Here is a 17,702-nt window from a genome sequence, read left to right on the forward strand (position 1 = left end):
TTCTGGCAGGGTGTGGCTTGAGACGGCACCTCCCCACCCCGGCCCTCCCCACGGGTGGGGAGGGAGCAAAGACGGCACCTCCCCCAGTGCGTAGGGGGCTGGGAGGGCTTACGCAGATCACGCACAGCGCCTTCTACTTCCCCCCGCCTTGTGGGGAGGCGTGGAGGGCTTACGCAGATTGCGCGCAGCGCTTTCTCCTCCTCCCTCGTCTTGTGGGAGAGGCTGGGAGGGCTTACGCAGATTGCGTACAGCGCTTTCTCCTCCTCCCTCGTCTTGTGGGAGAGGCTGGGAGGGCTTACGCAGATTGCGCGCAGCGCTTTCTCCTCCTCCCCCACCTTGTGGGGGAGGCTGGGAGGGGGAGCCCTTGCATGGCGTGGCCCATGAAACCTTCATCCTGTTCATCTCCGGGTCATGGGGATGCCGACGCCCTGGCCAGCAGCGCCTTGCGCAGATCGGGCGCAGGCGTTTGGGGCGACAGCCAGATGGAGAAGAACGCCCGGGCGAAGGCCGTGCCGCCCTCGGCACCGCGCAGGGCGCCGTTGAAGTAGAAGCGCGACTGTGCCGGTGCAGCGCCCGCTGGGGTGAACACGCCGGTCAGGGTATCGCCTTCGGCTACGTCGGGAAACAGGCGCTGCATGGCCTGCAGCCAGGCGCTGCGCTGCTGCGGCCCGCCTTCACCGAGCTTGCGCATTTCTTCCTCCGAACGCGCTGCGATGTCGGCGCCCTTGAGGCTGCGGGCATAGCGCAGTTGCAGGGCGAAAGGGGCGTCGCCCAGTTCCGCGCCCAGCCCCTGGGGTCCGACCCAGAGCGTGGCGCGATAGACGAGAAAGCCGAAGTAGCGAAACTCGCCACTGCCCGAGAGCCGCGCCCCGGCCATCTCGGCGCGCACCTCCTCGGGGATGTCCGCCGCTGTTTGCGCCAGCACGGGCAGGGGCAGGGCCGTGGCCGTCGCGGCCAGCAGCAGGTGGCGACGCGTCAGGCCACGGCGGCTGCGTTCAGCGTGGGCGGGCATGGCGCAGGGTGAACTGCCACACGTTGGTCGAGCCCTGGCTGAAGCCGGCTTCGCAATAGGCGAGGTAGAAGGTCCACAGCCGCACGAAGCGATCGTCGAAACCCTGGGTGCGAACGGCGTCGAGTTGGGCCGTGAAGCGCTCGCGCCACAGGGCCAGGGTGCGGGCATAGTCGGGGCCGAAGGCCAGTTCCTCGACAACTTCCAGCCCGGCGGCCTCGGCCTGGGCCATGAAGGCCGCGCGCGAGGGCAGCATGCCGCCGGGAAAGATGTAGCGCTGGATGAAGTCGGTGCCGCGACGGTAATCGTCGAACAGATCGTCGGCGATGGTGATGGTCTGGATGCAGGCGCGGCCACCGGGCTTGAGATGGCGCGACAAGGTGCGGAAAAAACCCGGCCAGTACGCCTCGCCCACGGCCTCGAACATCTCGATGGAGGCCACGCCGTCATAGCCCTCGGGCGGGGCGAGGCGGTCGAGGTCGCGGTAGTCGCACAGTTCCAGCCGCGCCTGGGGGAGGGCGTTCGCGAGCCGGTCGCGGGCGTAGTCGAGCTGTTCGGTGGACAGGGTGATGCCGTCCATGTGCAGGCCGCGCTGCTGGCCTGCCTCGGCCAGTCCGCCCCAGCCGCAGCCGATCTCGAGCACGCGTGCGCCTGGCTGAAGTTGCAACTGGTCGAGCACGCGGCCGTACTTGGCGTTCTGGGCCTGCTCCAGCGTCTGCGCGGCATGGCCGCTGAACAGGGCGCTGGAATAGGTCATGCCCGGGTCGAGCCAGAGACGATAGAAGGCGTTGCCGATGTCGTAGTGCGCGTGGATGTTGTCGCGGCTCCCGGCACGGCTGTTGCGGCGCAGAAGGTGCCGGATGCGGTCGGGCAGCCGGCCCAGCAGGCTGCCGTGCAGGGCGCGGGCGATGATGTCGCGGTTGGCGGCCAGCAGTTCGAGCAGGGCGGGCAGATCGGGCGTGTCCCAGGCGCGCCGCGTCCAGGCCTCGGCGAAGGCCATATCGCCGCGCCGCAGCACCTCGCCCATCACGCGCCAGTCGTGCAGGGTGACTTCGACGTGCGGGCCCTGGGTGTCGTGGCCGAAGTGGCGCCAGATGCCGTCCGGCCCGTGCAGATCGAGTCGGCCGATCTGCAGGCGCTCGAGCAGACGCATCACGCCGCGCGCGGCCAGCGGCGGGGGGCGCCGCCGGGTGCCGACGACGGCCACGCCGGAGGACACGGGGGAAAGCGGGGAGAGGGTGCGGTGGCGGGCGCTCATGATCGGCTCACAAAGGGGTCGGGAGGGAGGGGCTTGGCATGGAAGGGCACACGCTTGCGCCACAGCTTGAACGCCTGCCAGTGAATGCGTGCCATCACGCCAAAGCTGTGCAGCGGGTGGCGCAGCAAGGCCATGCGGGCGCGCGCGGCGGTGAGCGGCGTCAGTGCGCCGCTGAGGCTGGTCTCGATGAGCGGGCCGGCGTCGTCGTCGTGGTCGATGCGCAGGACGAGGCGCGCGGGCGTGGTCGTCGTGCTGCGCAGAAAGCGAAACCGGTAGCTGCCTTCGACCGTGCAGAACGGCGAGACGTGGAACACCTTGCGGGCGCTGTATGGCGCGCCCCACTGCAGATGGTCGCAGCCCGGATCGGGGGTGAGCAGGTAGCAGTGGCGTTCGCCGAAGGTGTTGTTCACTTCGGCCACGGCGCAGCGCAGGCTGCCGTCGGCGCGTTCGCAATACCAGAGGCTCACGGGCTTGAAGGCATAGCCCCAGAGCCGCGGGAAGGTCTGCAGCCAGATCTCGCCGTCGGCGTCGGCAAGGCCTTCGGCCGCCAGCAGGGATTCGAGCCAGGCCAGGCTGTCGCCGCGGCCGTCGCCGTGATCGGCATCGTAAAAACTCATGGCGCCGAAGCGGTTGCGGGCGATGGGCAGCAGCGTGGCGTCGCGGGCCAGGCTGCGCATGGGCAGCAGCAGAAACATCGCGCGATAGCTGAACGCATGCGTCGTCGGCCGCAGGCGGCGGTGCCGCACCGGACCGCTGCCCAGAAGCGGGCGGTTCGGCGCGGCGTCGGCAGTGGCCATGGTGTCCGCCTTCACGCCGCCAGGGCGCGGTGCGCGGGTTGGGCGTCCACGTCGGACATCAGGGCCTGCGCCGCATCAAGGCCCGATTTCAGGCCGTCTTCATGAAAGCCATAGCCGCACCAGGCGCCGCAGAAATAGCTGTGCTGCCGCCCCTGAAGGGCCGGTACGCGCTGCTGCGCGGCGATCGCGGCCTGATCGAAAATGGGATGGGCATAGTCGATCTCGCGCAGCACCGTGTGCTGCGCCGGTTCGCGCAGCGGGTTGAGCGAGACCACGATGGGACGCTGCGTGGGCAGCGGCTGCAGCTTGTTGAGCAGGTAGTGCAGACACACGGTGGGGGCCTGGTCGCCATGTGCCGGGCCGCTTTCGTAATTCCACGCCGCCCAGGCGCGGCGCGCGCGCGGCAGCAGGCTGGTGTCGGTATGCAGCAGGGCGCGATTGGGCTGGTAGCGTATCGCGCCGAGCACCTCGCGCTCGTCCTGGCTGGGCGCATCGAGCAGGGCCAGGGCCTGGTCGCTGTGGCAGGCAAAGATCACCCGGTCGAACCAGATCGGGCCTTCATGGGTGTGCACCTCGACGCCGTCGTCGTGCCGCGTCACCCGCTGCACCGGGGTGCGCAGGCGCGCGTCGGGCAGTTGGGCGAGCATCTTCTGCACATACTGCCGGGCGCCGCCGCGCACGGTGAACCACTGGGGCCGGTTGTTGACTTGCAGCAGCCCGTGGTTGTCGCAGAAGCGCACCAGCGTGACCAGCGGAAAGTCGAGCATCTGGCCCGGGGGGCACGACCAGATGCAGGCGGTCATCGGCAGCAGATACCAGTGCAGAAACGGCTCGCCGTAGCCTTCGCGCCGCAGGTATTGGCCCACGGTGAGGGGGGGGTCGAGTTCGGCTTGGGGCCGCCGGGCCAGCGCCGTGGCTTCGCGGTTGAAGCGCAGGATGTCGCGCAGCATGCGCCAGAAGGCGGGCCGCGTCAGGTTGCGCCGCTGGGCGAAAACGGTGTCCAGACTGGAGCCGCTCCATTCCAGGGCGTTGCCGCCGGGCAGCGGGGTCTGCACCGAGAACGACATGTCGGAAGTCGCCAGCGGGACGTTCAGCTCGGCGAACAGCGCCTGCAGCCGAGGGTAGGTGCGCTCGTTGAGCACGAGAAAGCCCGTGTCCACGGCGAAGGGCATTTCGCCGGGCAGATCGACATCCACCGTGTGGGTATGGCCGCCGAAATGCGAGCCGGCCTCGAACAGCGTGATCTGGGCGTGATGGCGCAGGGCCCACGCCGCCCCGAGGCCTGAAATACCGGTTCCGATGATGGCAATGCGCATGGTCTTGGCTCCCTGGCCGCGTCAGGGTTTGCGGCCTTCCACCAAGGCATACGCCGAATGGTTGTGGATGGATTCAAAGTTCTCCGATTCCACGGTGTAGGCGGCCACGCGTTCGTCGCGCTCCAGCGCCACCGCGACATCGCGCACCAGGTCTTCGACAAATTTGGGGTGGTCGTAGGCCCGCTCGGTGACGTACTTTTCGTCCGGCCGTTTGAGCAGGCCCCAAAGCTCGCAGGAGGCCGCCGTCTCGGCGATGCGGATCTGCTCGTCCAGCCCCAGATCGCCGCGCAGCGTGGCGCCGATGGTGACGTGCGAGCGCTGGTTGTGCGCGCCGTAATTGGAGATTTCCTTCGAGCACGGGCAAAGGCTGGTGACCGGCACTTGCACCTTCTGCACCAGCGTCGTCGCCCCGGCTTTTTGCTCCGCGCGCAGGGTGACCTCGTAGTCCATCAGACTCTCCACACCCGACACCGGCGCGGCCTTGCGCGCGAAGTAGGTGAAGCGCGCCGTGATGGCGCCCTCGCTGGCCTGCAGGCGCACCAGCATGTGCTGTAGCAGGATGCCGAGCTGCGGCGCATCGAGCGGTTCAGGGTGCGCTTCGAGCATCTCGATGAAGCGCGACATGTGCGTGCCCTTCACCTCGGGCGGCAGCGCCACCGTCATCTCGAACGTGCCCACGCTGGGCTGCACGCCCTGCGCGGAACGGATCTGCACCGGGTAGCGCACATCGCGCACCCCGACCTGCTGAATGGCAATGTGGCGCAGGTCGGGTGTGGCCTGCACATCGGGCAGGGCGGCGGCTGCGGCCTGGGCAAACAGTTTTTCCGGTGCGTTCATGGCGGGGCTTTCAAGGCGGGGTGGGGAAGGGTTGAGCCGAGGTGAAACCCAGGAGGATCAGGGCTTCTGGGCAAGCAGGGCCTTGATCTTGGCGACGAAGTCCTTGTTGTCCGGCGAGGTCAGGCTGGGGTAGACGCCGGCGACCTTGCCGTCGCGCCCGATCAGGTACTTGTAGAAGTTCCACTTGGGCTGATCGCCCGTGGCCAGGATGAGTTGTTCATACAGCGCGTTGGGCCGGGGCTCGGTCACATGCGAGGGCGCGAACATCGGAAACTGGACGTTGTAGGTGTCCTTGCAGAAGGCGGCGATCTTGGTGTTGTTGTCCATCTCCTGGTGGAAGTCGTTCGACGGAAATCCCAGCACCACCAGGCCCTGTTTGCCGTATTCGCGGTACAGCGCCTCCAGTCCCTTGTACTGCGGGGTGAAGCCGCAGTAGCTGGCGGTGTTCACGACCAGAATGACCTTGCCCGCGTACTGGCACAGGCTTTGCGGCTTGTCGTCCTGCAGCCGCGGGAAGGTCTTGTTGAGCAGGGCGGGGCAGGTGGCCGCGGTCGCCGGGGCTGATTCGGCGGCTGCGGCCGAAGGGGCGAACGCGAGAGAACCCGCCACACACATCATGGCGGCGAACAGGCGGAAGGGGGCGGACACAGACATGGACAATTCCGATCATGGTTGAGTTTTGTCTAGGACAATGATGCTTGAGATCCTTGATGCTTCCAAGCGGATCACTCTTTGTCCTGGACAATGGAGGGGTTATCAGGTTTTCGACAGGCGGTCTTAATATGCCATTACGTCGGGTTCTCGGGAACGGATTCAGCCGCGTCACGCAGGCCCTGAACGTCAGGCATTTCGCCCCGGCCATCATTTGTCCAGGACATGACTTTTTTCGATGAATGACCTCACTCTGAACCCCGCCCTGCCGCTCGGCATCGCTGCTGTGGAGCGCGACACCGGGATCGGCAAAGACACGCTGCGGGTGTGGGAGCGACGCTATGGATTTCCGCAGCCCGAACGCAACGGCGCGGGCGACCGCCTGTATCCGGAGGCCCAGGTCGAGCGGTTGCGGCTGATCAGGCGTTTGCTCGATGTCGGGCATCGTCCGGCGCAGATCGTCGCGCTGCCCATCGAGCAGCTCGATGCCCTGGCGCGCGGCCGCGGCGTGTTGACCGATGCCACCGTGGCCCCCGGGGCCAGATCGGCCGCGCCGGAACCCGCCGACAGCCCCATGGTCAGCGCCTATCTCGCCCTACTCAAGCAGCACGACGCCGAACGGCTGCGCCGTGCCTTGCAGCAGGACGTCATGCGCATGGGGCTCGATCGTTTCGTCACCGAAGTCGTCGCTCCGCTCAACACCGGGGTCGGGTTGGCCTGGATGCGCGGCACGCTCGAAGTGTTCGAGGAGCATCTGTATGCCGAAGTCATCCAGCGTGTGTTGCGCAGCGCCATCGGTGCCGTTCCGCTGGGTGAGACGGCGCAGTCACGACCCAAGGTGCTGATGACCACCGTGCCCCAGGAGCCGCATGTTCTGGGCCTGCTGATGGCCGAGGCCATGCTGGTGCTGGAGGGCTGCCGCTGCGTGCAACTCGGCGCGCAGCTTCCGCTGGGCGATATGTCGAGGGCGGTCCAGGCGCATGCGGCCGATGTGCTGGTGCTGAGCTTTTCGCCCCTGCTGCAGGCCGCGCAGGTGCTCGATGCCCTGGCGGAGCTGCGGGGCCGTCTGCCCGGGTCCATCGAGCTGTGGGTGGGCGGCTCCAACCCAGCGCTGCGCAAGCGTTTGCCCGATGGCGTGCGGGTGGCGAAGGCGCTGGGCGATCTGGGGCCCTGCGTGCACGACTGGCGCGAACGTCACCGCAGTCCGTCCACCACCGATCTGCTGATGTCGAAACCTCAGTCGCGCGACTGATCGGGGTTGCGCGGGTTGAGGCCCTGCGGGGCGCCTTCGGTGTCGCCGGCCGGCGCTTCTGAGGCCGATTTGCGGCCTGTGATGGCCTCGAACAGGGAAGTCTTCGAGCCGCCCTGCTCTTTCAATCCCAACGCTTCCGCATACACCGAACGCTCGCGCAGCAGACTGCCGACCACCGAGGCCACGACGCAGGCCGGCATGGCCGCGAGCACCACGTTGTAGTTGCGGGTGATCTCGAACACCATGATGGCCGACATGGCCGGAGCATGCGTGGTGGCGGCCAGCAGACTGCCCATGCCCACCAGCACCCAGAGCGCCTGCGCATGCGAGGCATCGCCCAGCAGCAGGGTGTGTTGCACCATCAGGCCAATGGCGCCGCCGAGCATGAGGGTGGGCGTGAGCACGCCGCCGGGAATGCCCGCCGCGCTGGCCGCCGTCACCGCGACGATGCGCAGCACGAACACCAGGGCCAGCGTGGACAGCGCCCAGTGATCGACCAGCATGGACTGCACCACGCTGTAGCCGTTGCCCCAGACCTCCGGGCGGATCATCGACAGCAGGCCGATCAGCAGGCCCATCAGCCCCATGCGCAGCGGCAGAAAGCCGATCAGCGGCTGATAGCGTCGGCGCGCCGTATCGAGCAGCCACAGAAAGGCCGGGCCCAGCAGGCCCGCGAGCAGGCCGATGAACACCGCGTCGAGCAGGTCGGAAAAGCCCACGACCGGAATGACGTGCGACAGATACAGCGGCCCGGTGGCAAACAGCGCCTGGGTGGTGAGCTCCCCCATCACGGCGGCCACCAGCACGGCGGCGATCTCGCGCAGCGCCAGCCCGCCCAGAATGATTTCAGCGACGAACAGGGTGCCGGCGATCGGCGCGTGATAGGCGCCGGCAAAGCCCGCGGCGGCTCCGCAGGCCACGATGAGGCGGCGGTGCGCCGCGTCGGTCTTGGCCAGACGGCCCAGAAGCGACGACACCAGCGCCGCGAACTGGATCATGGTGCCTTCGCGGCCTATCGTGATGCCGCTGCTCACGCCCACCAGAGAGGACAGGGTGCGAGTCAGATTCGGTCCCAGGGGCAGCATGCCATCGCCCACCCGCACCGCCTCCATGTATTCCGGTCCGCGTGGGCGCTTGATCCAGCGTTGCCCGGCCCACATGATCAAGCCGCCCAGCGTGGCCCCGGCTGCGGGAATGACCACCCTTGCCCACGAGGGCAGCCCCGTCGCGGCGGCGACCAGATGCTCCTGCTCCGAGTACAGGCGCATGATGGCGTACATCGCCTGGCGGAAGCCCCCGACCGCAATGGCCGAGACGAAGCCCACGGCGGCGCCGACCAGGGTCATGGGCACCATGGGATCGAGGTTCTGCCAGAACAGGCGCAGTCGGCCGAGCAATGCGGAAGTCACAGGGAAGACTCACTTTCCCGAGGCGCCTGAAATGCAGGCCTATCGATGGATGAAGGCATTTGAATTGATCAAAATGATATCGGCTTCCATCCGGTTCAGGGGTGAGCAATCGTGAACGCGGCGTTCAGCCATCGCGATGAGCGGCAGCCGCTAAGCTTTGCGCCCATGCACTTCCTCGACAAGATCGTCCCCTCCGACCAGCTCGATGCGCGGCTTGCGGCCCTGCCGCGTCCGGTCGTCTTCACCAACGGGGTGTTCGACATCCTGCACCGCGGCCATGTCATTTATCTGGCGGCGGCCCGCGCCCTGGGCGCCAGCCTGGTGCTGGGCCTGAACGCCGATGTCTCCGTGCGCCTGCTCGGCAAGGGGCCGGAGCGCCCGCTCAACGCGCAGGACGACCGCGCCGCCGTGCTCGCCGCGCTCGAAAGCGTCAGCCTCGTCACCCTGTTCGAGGAGCGCATGCCCCTGGCCCTGATCGAGCGCGTGCGGCCCGACATCTACGTCAAGGGCGGCGACTACGACATGACCACCCTGGCCGAAACCGCGCTGGTGCAGAGCTGGGGCGCGCGCGCCGTGGCCATCCCTTTTGTCGAGGGACGCTCCACCACCGCGCTGGTCCAGCGCATCCGCGGCGGGTCGGCATGAAGTCCCGTGCCGGATGGGTCGTCCCCATTCCGGGCGCCGCAACGCTCTGTCTGCGTCATCTGCTGCTCGATTTCAACGGCACGCTGGCCTATGAAGGCGCCCTGATCGAGGGCGTTGCCGAGCGCCTGGTCGCGCTCAGTCCGTTGATGGATGTCGAGGTGCTCACGGGCGACACTTACGGCACGGTCGAACGCGCTCTCGCGGGGCTGCCGGTGCGCCACACTGTGGTGGCCACCGGCGCCGACAAGGCGGCTCGCACGCGGGCCTTGCTGACGGCTGGAGTGGCCGCTGTAGGCAATGGCCGCAATGATGTGGACATGCTCAGCCTGGCCACGCTCGGGGTGGCCGTGCTCGGCCCGGAGGGCGCGCATGCGCGCGCGCTGACGGCCGCACAGATCGTGGCGCCCGGCATCCTCGCCGCACTCGATTTGTTCTTGCATCCCCAGCGTCTGGTTGCAGCCTTACGGCCCTGAACCGGAATGTCGGTGTATTTGCCGTCCATCATGCCCTTTGCTGCGATGCGCACTACCATGCTCTCTCGGAAGTCGTGTTTTTTTCACCCCTTTCAGGAGTTCACCATGACCAAGTCTGCCAAGTCCACCCAAGAGATCAAATCCGACGTCGCCCTCGTGATCGACCACGCAGAAGATCTGCTCAAACAGGCTGCGGCGACCACCGGTGAGCACGCCGCCGAACTGCAGCGTCGCGGCATGAATCTGCTGCGTCAGGCAGCCGAAAAGGCGCAGGACCTGCAGGATGCCGTGGTCGAGCGCAGCAAGGCCGCCGCCCAGGCCACCGACGACTATGTGCATGACCATCCGTGGAAGGCCATCGGCATGGCCGCGGCCGTCGGACTGGCCGTGGGCCTGCTGATCAACCGCGGCCGCTGAACTCGCGCGAGGCCATGTCAAACGACGCGCACACCGGCCAGCCCGAAGGCCTGGGTGCGGCCTGGCAGCGGCTGATCGGCAGCGCGGCCTCGCTGCTGCAAAGCCGCATTGAGCTGGCCAGCATCGAGCTGGCCGAAGAGCGTCAGCGGCTTCTGGTCCTGCTCGTGCTCGGCGCGGTTGCGGTGCTGTTCGGACTGCTCGCCGTGGGCAGTCTCACGGCGCTGCTGGTCATCCTGTTCTGGGACCGCAGCCACTGGCTGGTGCTGACCGTGCTCTGCGTGCTTGACTTTGGCGTCGCGGCTTACTGTCTTTATCGCATACGCCAGGCGATCGAACAGGCGCCCGTGCCGTTCGCCGCCACCCGTGCCGAGCTGGCCAAGGATGCCGCCGTGTGGCGCGCCCGTTCCTGAGTGGCCTTGTCGCCATGAGTCTGCCTTCCTCCGACTTCACCCGGCAGTTGCCCGCTTCGGTGCGCAAGCAACTGCTGGTTGCGCGCATCGCAGTTGAACGGGTGGAGTTCGTCCAGGCGGTCGAACAGTTCCGCGACAGCGTTCAGCCGGCCCACATGGTGCGCAAGGCCTTGTCGGGCTCGGTGCTGGGTTCGCTCAATCCGGCGAACTCGCTGCTGCGCCTGCTCGACTTCACCCGCGGCCATCCCTATGTCGGGTCATTGATGGGCTCGGTGATCTCGCTCTTGCTGCGCAAGCGCCTGGTGCGTTCCGTGTTCACACGCCTGCTGAAAATGGGCTTGCTCGGCGGGGCCATGTACGGCATCCGGCAGTTCCTGTCCAAGGACCGCACGCGCTGAACCGTTCCTGAGCGCGGCCGTGTGGCGGCCCCGCCAAAACAAAAAAAGGCCCAGTGTCGCACTGGGCCTTTTTCATGCATGGGCGGCGTGAAGTTTACAACCAGACCACTCGCCATTAGAGCCAATGAGCACTGCTGCGTGTTGCCGCAATTCAAGCACCAAGCAGCCTTCTTGCCAACACTGACTGCATATCGCGGCGCCCATCAGCAATCAGGTGAACGATGACTTGGCTTCCCGTAGTGCGGTAAATCAAGCGGTATGGTTTGAAGAAGATCTGGCGATATTCTTTGATCCCAAGGCCGACCAGTTCCTTCGGATAGCTACCGCGTTCCGGGAATTTGGACAGACTCTCCGCAACGTCCATCAACTCATCCAGCACATGGTTGGCGTTGGGCACACAATCGAATTCGGAGAGGTAGTCGTGGGTGGCCTCCAAATCCTGCTCCGCGCCCTTGGTGAGCAGAACATCGAACGTGGCCGACGTGCCTGCCATCAGACTGCGGCTCGCTTGGTGCGGAGACGGGCAACAACGTCAGCCATAGGCCTAACCTTGCCAGCGGCGGCATCCTGATTGCCCAGCGCAAGGATTTTTAGAAGTGCCAGGGTTTCTTGCGTCTCTTCGAACGAGGCGACGTCTTGCAGGACAGCCTTAGCCTCACCGTTTTGGGTGATCACCATCGGTTCGCGCTGTTCCGCAAGGTGCGAGAGAACCTCGGCGGCGTTGGCTTTGAGATAGCTGATCGGCTTGACTTGTGATGAGTAGCGCATGGCGGTGCTCCAGATGCTTTCAGGTCTTAATATAGTCTTTTTATGGTCTTTCCACGAGGTGCGAAGACAGGTCAAACCGAGAAAAAAGAGAGGTTTGGGGCGCAAAAACGGCTGGAAACACCGACTTCAGGCAGAACCCCGCAATACGGCCGCAGCCCGCGCCAACACTGGCGTCTGCGGCCCATAAGCAAAAAGCCAGCGCGAGGCTGGCTTTTGCAATTTGGTGGGTTGTGACAGGCTCGAACTGTCGACCTACGGATTAAGAGTCCGCTGCTCTACCAACTGAGCTAACAACCCTGATGTCTGATCGCTTGAGTGAAGATCTTAACTGAGGCAGTTTGGTGGGTCGTGCGTGACTCGAACACGCGACCAACGGATTAAAAGTCCGCTGCTCTACCGACTGAGCTAACGACCCCCACAGAAATCAAGCCCGCAATCTTAGCACGGCGTCGAGTGCGCGCGCGACCAACATCATGCCCATGGAGGCGGTCACCATCACGCTGGAGCCGAAGCCGGCACAGTTCAGGCTGTTGTCGGGCTGGGAGGTTGTCTCGCCGGGCAGGACGCAGGCGTCGGTGTCCGGACGGACGATGGCTTCCTTGCTAAAGGCGCAGAGCACGCCGATGCGGCCGCTGCGAGGCGCGCCATGCTGGCGGCGCAACTGGTATCGCACATTGGCCAGCAGCGGGTCATGCGTGACTTCGGAGAGATCGGCGCATTGCAAGGCGTCGGCGTGCCGCTTGCCGCCAGCGGCGCCGGCCATGAACAGGGACTGGCGGCGCTGCAGGCAAAGCGCGGCCAAGGCGGCCTTGGCGCGCACCTGATCGCAGCAATCGAGTACGAGTTGGGCGTCGGCCGGGATCAGCGCGGCTGCATTGTCGGCATCGACGAACTCCTCCACGCACGTGACGTGGCAAGCCGGATTGATGTGGGCAAACCGGTGTTCGAGCGCGCTTACCTTGGACTGGCCCAGGGTACTGTCCAGGGCCTGGATCTGCCGGTTGATGTTGGATTCGGCGACGTGATCGAGATCGATGAGGGTGAGGCGGCCCACGCCGCTGCGGGCGAGCGCCTCTGCGGCCCACGAACCCACGCCGCCCACGCCGACGACGACCGCATGCGCCTGGGCAATGCGCGCCGCGCCGCTGGCGCCGTACAGCCGCGCCATTCCACCGAACCGTCGGCTCAGGTCCGCAGTTTCGGCATCGATGGTCGAGGGCGCGTACGGCGCGGCAGAGTGCATCGGGCCGAAGGCTTCAGGCGGCACGCTCGACGCGCCAGGCCTGGTACTTCACCCCGAGCACGGCGCCGCCGACGATGGAGAGAAACGCGATCCAGCTGGTGATCGACAGCGTGGACACGCCGCTCATTCCCTGGCCGATGGTGCAGCCCAGAGCCGTCACGCCGCCGATGCCCATCAGCGCTCCGCCGACCAGATGATTGGCCGTGTCTTCCGCGCCGCGAAACCCCTCCCAGCGGAACTGCCGGGTGATCAACGCCATGCCGGCCGAGCCCGCGATCACGCCGAACACCGAGACGACGCCCAGGGTCAGCACATTGCTCGCATCGCTGTACATCATGAACCAGAACAGGGTGTAGGCCAGCGGCGCGACAAAGCTCAGCGATTCCATCTTGTTGTTCTGCGTGCCGAGGTAGGCGGCCTGCAGGGTTTGCGGGTCTTCGGCCAGAAAGCCCAGCTTGCCCGACAGGAACCACACGCCCACGATCACCGCGCCAAGCCCGAATCCGGCCAGCAGGTTGTTCGTGTTGCGGAATTCGCGGGCGCTTAGGGCCCAGATGCCCAGCAGAAGTCCCACACCCAGGCCGAGCGCCACTTGCAGGCTGGGCAGCGACAGTCCGGTGGCGTGGGCGACGATGGCCGGCAGATCCTGCGGGCCCGAGAGGTTCAGCGCCACCTTGTCGAACACGCGCACCCGCACCTCGGCGGTGATGCCGCGCAGCGTGATGTAGGCGAACACCCCGATCATCATGAACACGACCACGGCCTTCAGATTGCCCTCGCCGATGCGCACCAGGGTCTTGCTGCCGCAGCCCGATGCCAGCACCATGCCGAAGCCAAACAGCAAGCCCCCCACCATGGCCGAGAGCCACAGGACCTTGGCGGTGGTGTAGATGGTCTGGGACGCATCGATCACGCCACCGGCGGCCAGCAAGTTGAAACCGATGGTGGCCGTGGCGATGGCCAGCACCCACATGCGCATGCGCATCCACGAGCCCATGTTGACGATGTCGCTCACCGAACCCATGGTGCAAAAGCGCGTGCGCTGCATGATGGCGCCAAACACCAGGCTCAGCGCGAAGCCGCCCCAGAGAACGGTGGCATTGATGGCGTGAACGGATACGGACGGCATGGCGTGTGCAGGAAAAGAAGGCGGGGACGCATTTGTCCCCTGGCATCACCCTATTGTTCCACGGCCCTGCTCCGCAAGGTGATGGCATGGGCGTTTGCCCATCGCCATCGCGGCCATCTCAGTCCCCGATGGCGTGTTGATAGCGGGTGGTGTCGGGCACGCCGGCGTCGGCGAAGCCCTGGGCGCGGATGCGGCAGGCATCGCAACGCCCACAGGCGCGGCCTTGGGCATCGGCCTGGTAGCAGCTCACCGTCATGGCGTAGTCCACGCCGAGGCGAAGGCCGGTGCGGATGATGTCGGCCTTGCTCAGCGCGATGATGGGCGCCTGCACCCGGATTGCCTGGCCTTCGATGGCCGCCTTCGTCGCCAGATTGGCCAGACGCTCGAACGCCGCCACATACTCGGGGCGGCAGTCGGGGTAGCCGGAGTAATCGACCGCATTGGCGCCGTAAAACAAATGCCGCGCACCCAGCACTTCCGCCCAGCTCAGGGCGAGCGAGAGCATGACGGTATTGCGCGCCGGAACATAAGTGACGGGAATGCCGCTGCCGTGGCGGCCGTCTGTAGGCACGGCCAGCGCGGGATCGGTGAGTGCCGAGCCGCCAAAACGGCCCAGATCCAGCCGCACGATCTCATGCGCGACCGCGCCCAGCGCCGCAGCCACCCGGCGCGCTGCATCGAGTTCGGCCAGATGGCGCTGGCCGTAATCGAGCGACAGGGCGTAGCAGCGCATGCCCTGTTCGCGGGCCAGGGCCAGCACCGTGGCGGAGTCCATGCCGCCCGAAAGCAACACCACGGCTGCTGGTGCCGCCGCGGTGTAGGCCTCGGTCACTTCAGCTTGGCCAGCCGGTCGCGGCCGGCCTGTGCCGCTTCAGACTGCGGATAGGTTTGCACCAGGGTGTTGAGCGTCTTGCGCGCGGCGGCAATCTGCCGCACTTCGATCTGGCAGTTCGCCAGCCCCAGCATGGCCTCAGGCAGGCGCGGGTTGTTCGGGCTGTTCTGGATCAGGCCCTGAAACGTGGCGATCGCGTCCTTGTACTGCTTTTGCGCATACTGGGCATTGGCCAGCCAATACTGGGCATCGGCGTCATACGGGCTCGACGGATACTGCGCCAGGAAGGCCTTCAACTGCGTGGCGCTGCCCGCAAAGTCGCCGTTGCGGAACGTCGCCACGGCCTGCTCGAACGCGGCTTTCTCGGCGGGCTGCACCGTGTAGCTCTGGCCATTGATCTGCACCTGCACCGGCTCCAGCGGCTTGAGGCGCTGCGTGAGCTGCTGCTGGCTTGTTTGCAGCTTGCCCAGGGCGTCGTTGAGCTGCTGCGTGGCGGCATCCTGCTTGCCGCGCAACTGCGCCATCTCGCTGCGCATCTGCTCGATCTGGGTGGACAGATCGAGCAGCGAATTGCGGATCTGCTGAATCTGCTGGGCCTGTTGAGCGAGCTGGTTCTGCGTGCTCTGCTGGTTTTGCGTGAGTTGCGAGCGAAGGTCCAGAATGGCGCGCCGGGCCTCGTTGTCCGGGAACATGTCGGCCCGGGCCGGCGCGGCCAGACCAATTCCCAGACCGGCGGCCAGGACCGTCACCGACAAGGTCGTCGACAGCACCCGCCGCGCATGGCGCAGCGGGGCCACTTGACGCGAAAAGGCAAGGCCGCGGCTCATCGTTGATAGACGATGTCGACACGACGGTTTTCGGCGTAATCAGCCTCGCTCGTGCCTTGCGCCTTGGGCTTTTCCTTGCCGAAGCTGATGGCCTCCATCTGAGCGGGCTTCACGCCGAGCAGCTCCATGCCCTTCATCACCGCATCGGCCCGCTTCTGGCCCAGGGCGAGGTTGTACTCGCGGCTGCCGCGCGCATCGGTATTGCCCTGCAGCTGCACATGAGCCTGGGGATGCTGGGTCAGGTAAGAGGCATTGACGTTGAGCACCGGGGTGTACTGGCTGTCGACCGTGTAGCTGTTAAAGCCGAAGTACACGCTCTTGGGGACATCGGAGCCGGGGCCAGCGCCCGCATTGCTCTCGGCCGGTGCCTGCACGGCAGCGACCTGGTTCTGGCCGGCGCCGTTGGCATTGGCGCCCGCGGTGCCACTTTCAACGGAGGTGGGCGCCTTGGACTCGACCGGCGCCTGCTTGACGGGGACGGGTGAGGCGCAGCCACCAAGAGCCAGGGCGGCGGCGAGTGCGGTGAAAACCAGGGTAGAGCGCATGTTCACGAGTTTCTCCGATCAGATCAGGGGAGGGTAGGAAAAAGGGGAGCGGTTCTAAGAAAATCGGTTTTGAATGCCGTGGGTCGAAAGGCCAGTTCAGCCTCAGCGATCCGGCGTCCAGGGGCCCCAACTGGGCTCGCGCACCTGCACGCCGGCCTGCGACAGGGTGGAGCGCACACGGCCGTCAATCGACACGGTCTTGAGCACCTCGCCGCCACGGCCGCCCGCAGAATAAAGCACGATCTGCCCGTTCGGGGCAAAGCTCGGGTGGCCGCAGTCGCTGCCATCGTCGAGCAACTGCGTGGCGTTGGTTTCGAGATTGATGGACCAGAGCTGAAAGCTGTTGCCCTTTTGCGAGATGTAGGCCAGCGTCTTGCCATCCGGGCTGATGGTCGGGCTGACGTTGTAGCCACCGCTGTAAGTCACGCGCTGCACGCTGCCGCCGCTCAGCCCGACCTTGTAGACCTGCGGGCCGCCGTCGCGGTCGCTGACAAAGTAAAGGCTCTGGCCGTCGGGTGAGAAAGTCGGCTCGGTGTCGATCGAGTACGAGCGCATCAACTGCCGGGGCGTGCCGCCCTTGCTCGGCATCAGATAGATCTGCGAACGGCCCGTGAGTGTGAGCACCACGGCGAGCGTGCCGCCGTCGGGCGAGAAGGCCGGCGCGCTGTTCGATCCCTTGAAATTGGCCACCATGCGGCGCGCGCCGCTGCGCACGTTCTGCAGGAAGACCACCGGCTTGCCCGTCTCGAAGGAGACGTAGGCCAGCTCCTGACCGTTGGGCGACCACACCGGCGAAAGCAGCGGCTCGCGGCTGCGCAGCGCGAACTGCGGATTGGCCCCGTCGCTGTCGGCGATGTTGAGCGAAAAGCTGTGCGGTCCCGCCTTGGTGATGTAGGCAATGCGCGTGGCAAACACCCCGCGCAGCCCGGTGAGCTTCTGATAGATGTAATCGCTGATCTTGTGCGCCGCCAAGCGCAGATCGCCCGGCATCACGGTCAGCGCCAAGCCGCCAAGGTCGGCCTGCTTCACCGCGTCCCAGAGGCGGAATTGCAACTGCCAGCGCCCACCGGCCACCTGCGCCACACTGCCACCGGCCACGGCCTCCAGGTTCTGCGAACGCCAGGCCGCGTAATTCGGCGGACCTTGCTCGGTCAGCGTCTGGCCGCCCAGATGGTTCACGGCGAAAAGCCCGCTGCGCGTGAGGTCGGCGCGCACGATGTCGGCGATCGGCTGCGGGCAATGGTTAGGGTCGCGGAAAGCGCCGATGCCCACGGGAATCTGCGTGGCGCCGATGCCCGAGACATCCACCTTGAACTGCGCCTGCGCCGAACGGCTCAGCGCGGCAAGCCCGGCCAACGAAGCAGCCCCGCGAAGAAGCGGAGTGGAGAGGGAACCTAGAACAAATCGGCGTCGCTGCATGGAGTGTCAATAGAGGGGCCGCGTTGCTTCAACAAGCGATCGCAAACACAGCGTTGAAATTCTAAGA

General features: G+C 66.2%; 21 protein-coding genes and 2 tRNA genes. 6 read left to right on the forward strand and 17 right to left on the reverse strand.

Annotated elements, in window-relative coordinates; translation table 11 throughout:
• Window positions 1–409: 409 nt before the first annotated feature.
• From BVH73_RS10910 to BVH73_RS10935, 6 genes are read right to left on the reverse strand one after another with little or no spacing between them, the layout of a single operon-like run.
• Complete coding sequence (locus BVH73_RS10910; protein WP_079418600.1) at window positions 410–1,012, reverse strand: chalcone isomerase family protein; 603 nt, start codon at window positions 1,010–1,012, stop codon at window positions 410–412.
• Window positions 996–2,267: an SAM-dependent methyltransferase gene (locus BVH73_RS10915; protein ID WP_079418602.1), complete on the reverse strand. Its 1,272-nt coding sequence runs from the start codon at window positions 2,265–2,267 to the stop codon at window positions 996–998. Before BVH73_RS10915 ends, BVH73_RS10910 begins: the two co-directional genes overlap by 17 nt.
• Entirely contained in the window at window positions 2,264–3,064 is an 801-nt protein-coding gene (locus BVH73_RS10920) for a DUF1365 domain-containing protein (protein WP_179947947.1), read from the reverse strand. The genes BVH73_RS10915 and BVH73_RS10920 overlap by 4 nt, the downstream gene beginning before the upstream one ends.
• Window positions 3,065–3,075: 11 nt before the next feature.
• A complete protein-coding gene (locus tag BVH73_RS10925; protein ID WP_079418606.1) occupies window positions 3,076–4,380 on the reverse strand; it encodes an NAD(P)/FAD-dependent oxidoreductase in 1,305 nt (434 codons plus the stop codon).
• 21 nt (window positions 4,381–4,401) lie between these two features.
• Window positions 4,402–5,217, reverse strand: coding sequence for a GTP cyclohydrolase FolE2 (gene folE2, locus BVH73_RS10930; RefSeq protein ID WP_079418608.1), 816 nt, complete (start codon window positions 5,215–5,217; stop codon window positions 4,402–4,404).
• Between the two features lie 57 nt (window positions 5,218–5,274).
• Window positions 5,275–5,871 (reverse strand): glutathione peroxidase, encoded by a 597-nt coding sequence (locus BVH73_RS10935; protein ID WP_079418610.1) that lies wholly within the window; start codon window positions 5,869–5,871, stop codon window positions 5,275–5,277.
• Between the two features lie 235 nt (window positions 5,872–6,106).
• Between BVH73_RS10935 and BVH73_RS10940 the strand changes: the two genes are divergently transcribed.
• On the forward strand, window positions 6,107–7,120 hold the full coding sequence (locus BVH73_RS10940; protein ID WP_079418612.1) for a MerR family transcriptional regulator: 1,014 nt from the start codon (window positions 6,107–6,109) through the stop codon (window positions 7,118–7,120).
• Here the strand turns inward: BVH73_RS10940 and BVH73_RS10945 are convergent.
• The gene (locus tag BVH73_RS10945; RefSeq protein ID WP_079418614.1) at window positions 7,105–8,529 is read right to left on the reverse strand and encodes a chloride channel protein; all 1,425 of its coding nucleotides are present in this window, start codon (window positions 8,527–8,529) and stop codon (window positions 7,105–7,107) included. The genes BVH73_RS10940 and BVH73_RS10945 overlap by 16 nt on opposite strands.
• Window positions 8,530–8,694: 165 nt before the next feature.
• Here BVH73_RS10945 and BVH73_RS10950 point away from each other — a divergent pair, with 165 nt between their 5' ends.
• The 5 genes from BVH73_RS10950 (at window position 8,695) to BVH73_RS10970 (ending at window position 10,872) form a co-directional block, all read left to right on the forward strand.
• Window positions 8,695–9,174, forward strand: coding sequence for an adenylyltransferase/cytidyltransferase family protein (locus BVH73_RS10950; protein WP_079418616.1), 480 nt, complete (start codon window positions 8,695–8,697; stop codon window positions 9,172–9,174).
• The gene (locus BVH73_RS10955) at window positions 9,171–9,647 is read left to right on the forward strand and encodes an HAD family hydrolase (protein ID WP_079418618.1); all 477 of its coding nucleotides are present in this window, start codon (window positions 9,171–9,173) and stop codon (window positions 9,645–9,647) included. Before BVH73_RS10950 ends, BVH73_RS10955 begins: the two co-directional genes overlap by 4 nt.
• Window positions 9,648–9,752: 105 nt before the next feature.
• Window positions 9,753–10,064 (forward strand): ElaB/YgaM/YqjD family protein, encoded by a 312-nt coding sequence (locus BVH73_RS10960; RefSeq protein ID WP_079420546.1) that lies wholly within the window; start codon window positions 9,753–9,755, stop codon window positions 10,062–10,064.
• Between the two features lie 14 nt (window positions 10,065–10,078).
• Window positions 10,079–10,474 carry a phage holin family protein gene (locus BVH73_RS10965; protein ID WP_079418620.1) on the forward strand — a complete coding sequence of 132 codons (396 nt, stop codon included), beginning with the start codon at window positions 10,079–10,081 and terminating at the stop codon, window positions 10,472–10,474.
• 14 nt (window positions 10,475–10,488) lie between these two features.
• A complete protein-coding gene (locus tag BVH73_RS10970) occupies window positions 10,489–10,872 on the forward strand; it encodes a hypothetical protein (RefSeq protein ID WP_079418622.1) in 384 nt (127 codons plus the stop codon).
• 151 nt (window positions 10,873–11,023) lie between these two features.
• On the opposite strand, the gene BVH73_RS10975 is transcribed toward BVH73_RS10970, so the two are convergent.
• The 10 genes from BVH73_RS10975 to tolB form a co-directional block, all read right to left on the reverse strand.
• Complete coding sequence (locus tag BVH73_RS10975; protein WP_079418624.1) at window positions 11,024–11,365, reverse strand: type II toxin-antitoxin system RelE/ParE family toxin; 342 nt, start codon at window positions 11,363–11,365, stop codon at window positions 11,024–11,026.
• Entirely contained in the window at window positions 11,365–11,640 is a 276-nt protein-coding gene (locus BVH73_RS10980) for a type II toxin-antitoxin system Phd/YefM family antitoxin (protein ID WP_079418626.1), read from the reverse strand. The genes BVH73_RS10975 and BVH73_RS10980 overlap by 1 nt, the downstream gene beginning before the upstream one ends.
• A gap of 221 nt (window positions 11,641–11,861) precedes the next feature.
• Window positions 11,862–11,937 (reverse strand) — tRNA-Lys (locus tag BVH73_RS10985).
• Between the two features lie 42 nt (window positions 11,938–11,979).
• Window positions 11,980–12,055 (reverse strand) — tRNA-Lys (locus tag BVH73_RS10990).
• Window positions 12,056–12,064: 9 nt separating this feature from the next.
• On the reverse strand, window positions 12,065–12,883 hold the full coding sequence (locus tag BVH73_RS10995) for a tRNA threonylcarbamoyladenosine dehydratase (RefSeq protein ID WP_079418628.1): 819 nt from the start codon (window positions 12,881–12,883) through the stop codon (window positions 12,065–12,067).
• Between the two features lie 13 nt (window positions 12,884–12,896).
• Entirely contained in the window at window positions 12,897–14,012 is a 1,116-nt protein-coding gene (locus BVH73_RS11000; protein WP_079418630.1) for a YeeE/YedE family protein, read from the reverse strand.
• Window positions 14,013–14,130: 118 nt separating this feature from the next.
• A complete protein-coding gene (gene queC, locus BVH73_RS11005) occupies window positions 14,131–14,787 on the reverse strand; it encodes a 7-cyano-7-deazaguanine synthase QueC (RefSeq protein WP_079420548.1) in 657 nt (218 codons plus the stop codon).
• A 53-nt stretch (window positions 14,788–14,840) separates the two neighbouring features.
• On the reverse strand, window positions 14,841–15,671 hold the full coding sequence (ybgF, locus tag BVH73_RS11010; protein ID WP_079418632.1) for a tol-pal system protein YbgF: 831 nt from the start codon (window positions 15,669–15,671) through the stop codon (window positions 14,841–14,843).
• Window positions 15,668–16,216 (reverse strand): peptidoglycan-associated lipoprotein Pal, encoded by a 549-nt coding sequence (gene pal / locus BVH73_RS11015; RefSeq protein WP_079420550.1) that lies wholly within the window; start codon window positions 16,214–16,216, stop codon window positions 15,668–15,670. Before pal ends, ybgF begins: the two co-directional genes overlap by 4 nt.
• A 102-nt stretch (window positions 16,217–16,318) precedes the next feature.
• Window positions 16,319–17,635: a Tol-Pal system beta propeller repeat protein TolB gene (tolB, locus tag BVH73_RS11020; protein WP_079418634.1), complete on the reverse strand. Its 1,317-nt coding sequence runs from the start codon at window positions 17,633–17,635 to the stop codon at window positions 16,319–16,321.
• Window positions 17,636–17,702: the final 67 nt, after the last annotated feature.

The organism is Thiomonas intermedia (genome assembly GCF_002028405.1).
Lineage (GTDB): Bacteria > Pseudomonadota > Gammaproteobacteria > Burkholderiales > Burkholderiaceae_C > Thiomonas > Thiomonas intermedia.

Excerpts from the sequence above, each read along its gene's own strand:
- BVH73_RS10910 (WP_079418600.1), bottom strand. The coding sequence starts at position 1,012 with ATGCCCGCCCACGCTGAACGCAGCCGCCGTGGCCTGACGCGTCGCCAC.
- BVH73_RS10915 (WP_079418602.1), bottom strand. The coding sequence starts at position 2,267 with ATGAGCGCCCGCCACCGCACCCTCTCCCCGCTTTCCCCCGTGTCCTCC.
- BVH73_RS10920 (WP_179947947.1), bottom strand. The coding sequence starts at position 3,064 with ATGGCCACTGCCGACGCCGCGCCGAACCGCCCGCTTCTGGGCAGCGGT.
- BVH73_RS10925 (WP_079418606.1), bottom strand. The coding sequence starts at position 4,380 with ATGCGCATTGCCATCATCGGAACCGGTATTTCAGGCCTCGGGGCGGCG.
- folE2 (WP_079418608.1), bottom strand. The coding sequence starts at position 5,217 with ATGAACGCACCGGAAAAACTGTTTGCCCAGGCCGCAGCCGCCGCCCTG.
- BVH73_RS10935 (WP_079418610.1), bottom strand. The coding sequence starts at position 5,871 with ATGTCTGTGTCCGCCCCCTTCCGCCTGTTCGCCGCCATGATGTGTGTG.
- BVH73_RS10940 (WP_079418612.1), top strand. The coding sequence starts at position 6,107 with ATGAATGACCTCACTCTGAACCCCGCCCTGCCGCTCGGCATCGCTGCT.
- BVH73_RS10950 (WP_079418616.1), top strand. The coding sequence starts at position 8,695 with ATGCACTTCCTCGACAAGATCGTCCCCTCCGACCAGCTCGATGCGCGG.
- BVH73_RS10955 (WP_079418618.1), top strand. The coding sequence starts at position 9,171 with ATGAAGTCCCGTGCCGGATGGGTCGTCCCCATTCCGGGCGCCGCAACG.
- BVH73_RS10960 (WP_079420546.1), top strand. The coding sequence starts at position 9,753 with ATGACCAAGTCTGCCAAGTCCACCCAAGAGATCAAATCCGACGTCGCC.
- BVH73_RS10965 (WP_079418620.1), top strand. The coding sequence starts at position 10,079 with ATGTCAAACGACGCGCACACCGGCCAGCCCGAAGGCCTGGGTGCGGCC.
- BVH73_RS10970 (WP_079418622.1), top strand. The coding sequence starts at position 10,489 with ATGAGTCTGCCTTCCTCCGACTTCACCCGGCAGTTGCCCGCTTCGGTG.
- BVH73_RS10975 (WP_079418624.1), bottom strand. The coding sequence starts at position 11,365 with ATGGCAGGCACGTCGGCCACGTTCGATGTTCTGCTCACCAAGGGCGCG.
- BVH73_RS10980 (WP_079418626.1), bottom strand. The coding sequence starts at position 11,640 with ATGCGCTACTCATCACAAGTCAAGCCGATCAGCTATCTCAAAGCCAAC.
- BVH73_RS10995 (WP_079418628.1), bottom strand. The coding sequence starts at position 12,883 with ATGCACTCTGCCGCGCCGTACGCGCCCTCGACCATCGATGCCGAAACT.
- BVH73_RS11000 (WP_079418630.1), bottom strand. The coding sequence starts at position 14,012 with ATGCCGTCCGTATCCGTTCACGCCATCAATGCCACCGTTCTCTGGGGC.
- queC (WP_079420548.1), bottom strand. The coding sequence starts at position 14,787 with ATGGACTCCGCCACGGTGCTGGCCCTGGCCCGCGAACAGGGCATGCGC.
- ybgF (WP_079418632.1), bottom strand. The coding sequence starts at position 15,671 with ATGAGCCGCGGCCTTGCCTTTTCGCGTCAAGTGGCCCCGCTGCGCCAT.
- pal (WP_079420550.1), bottom strand. The coding sequence starts at position 16,216 with ATGCGCTCTACCCTGGTTTTCACCGCACTCGCCGCCGCCCTGGCTCTT.
- tolB (WP_079418634.1), bottom strand. The coding sequence starts at position 17,635 with ATGCAGCGACGCCGATTTGTTCTAGGTTCCCTCTCCACTCCGCTTCTT.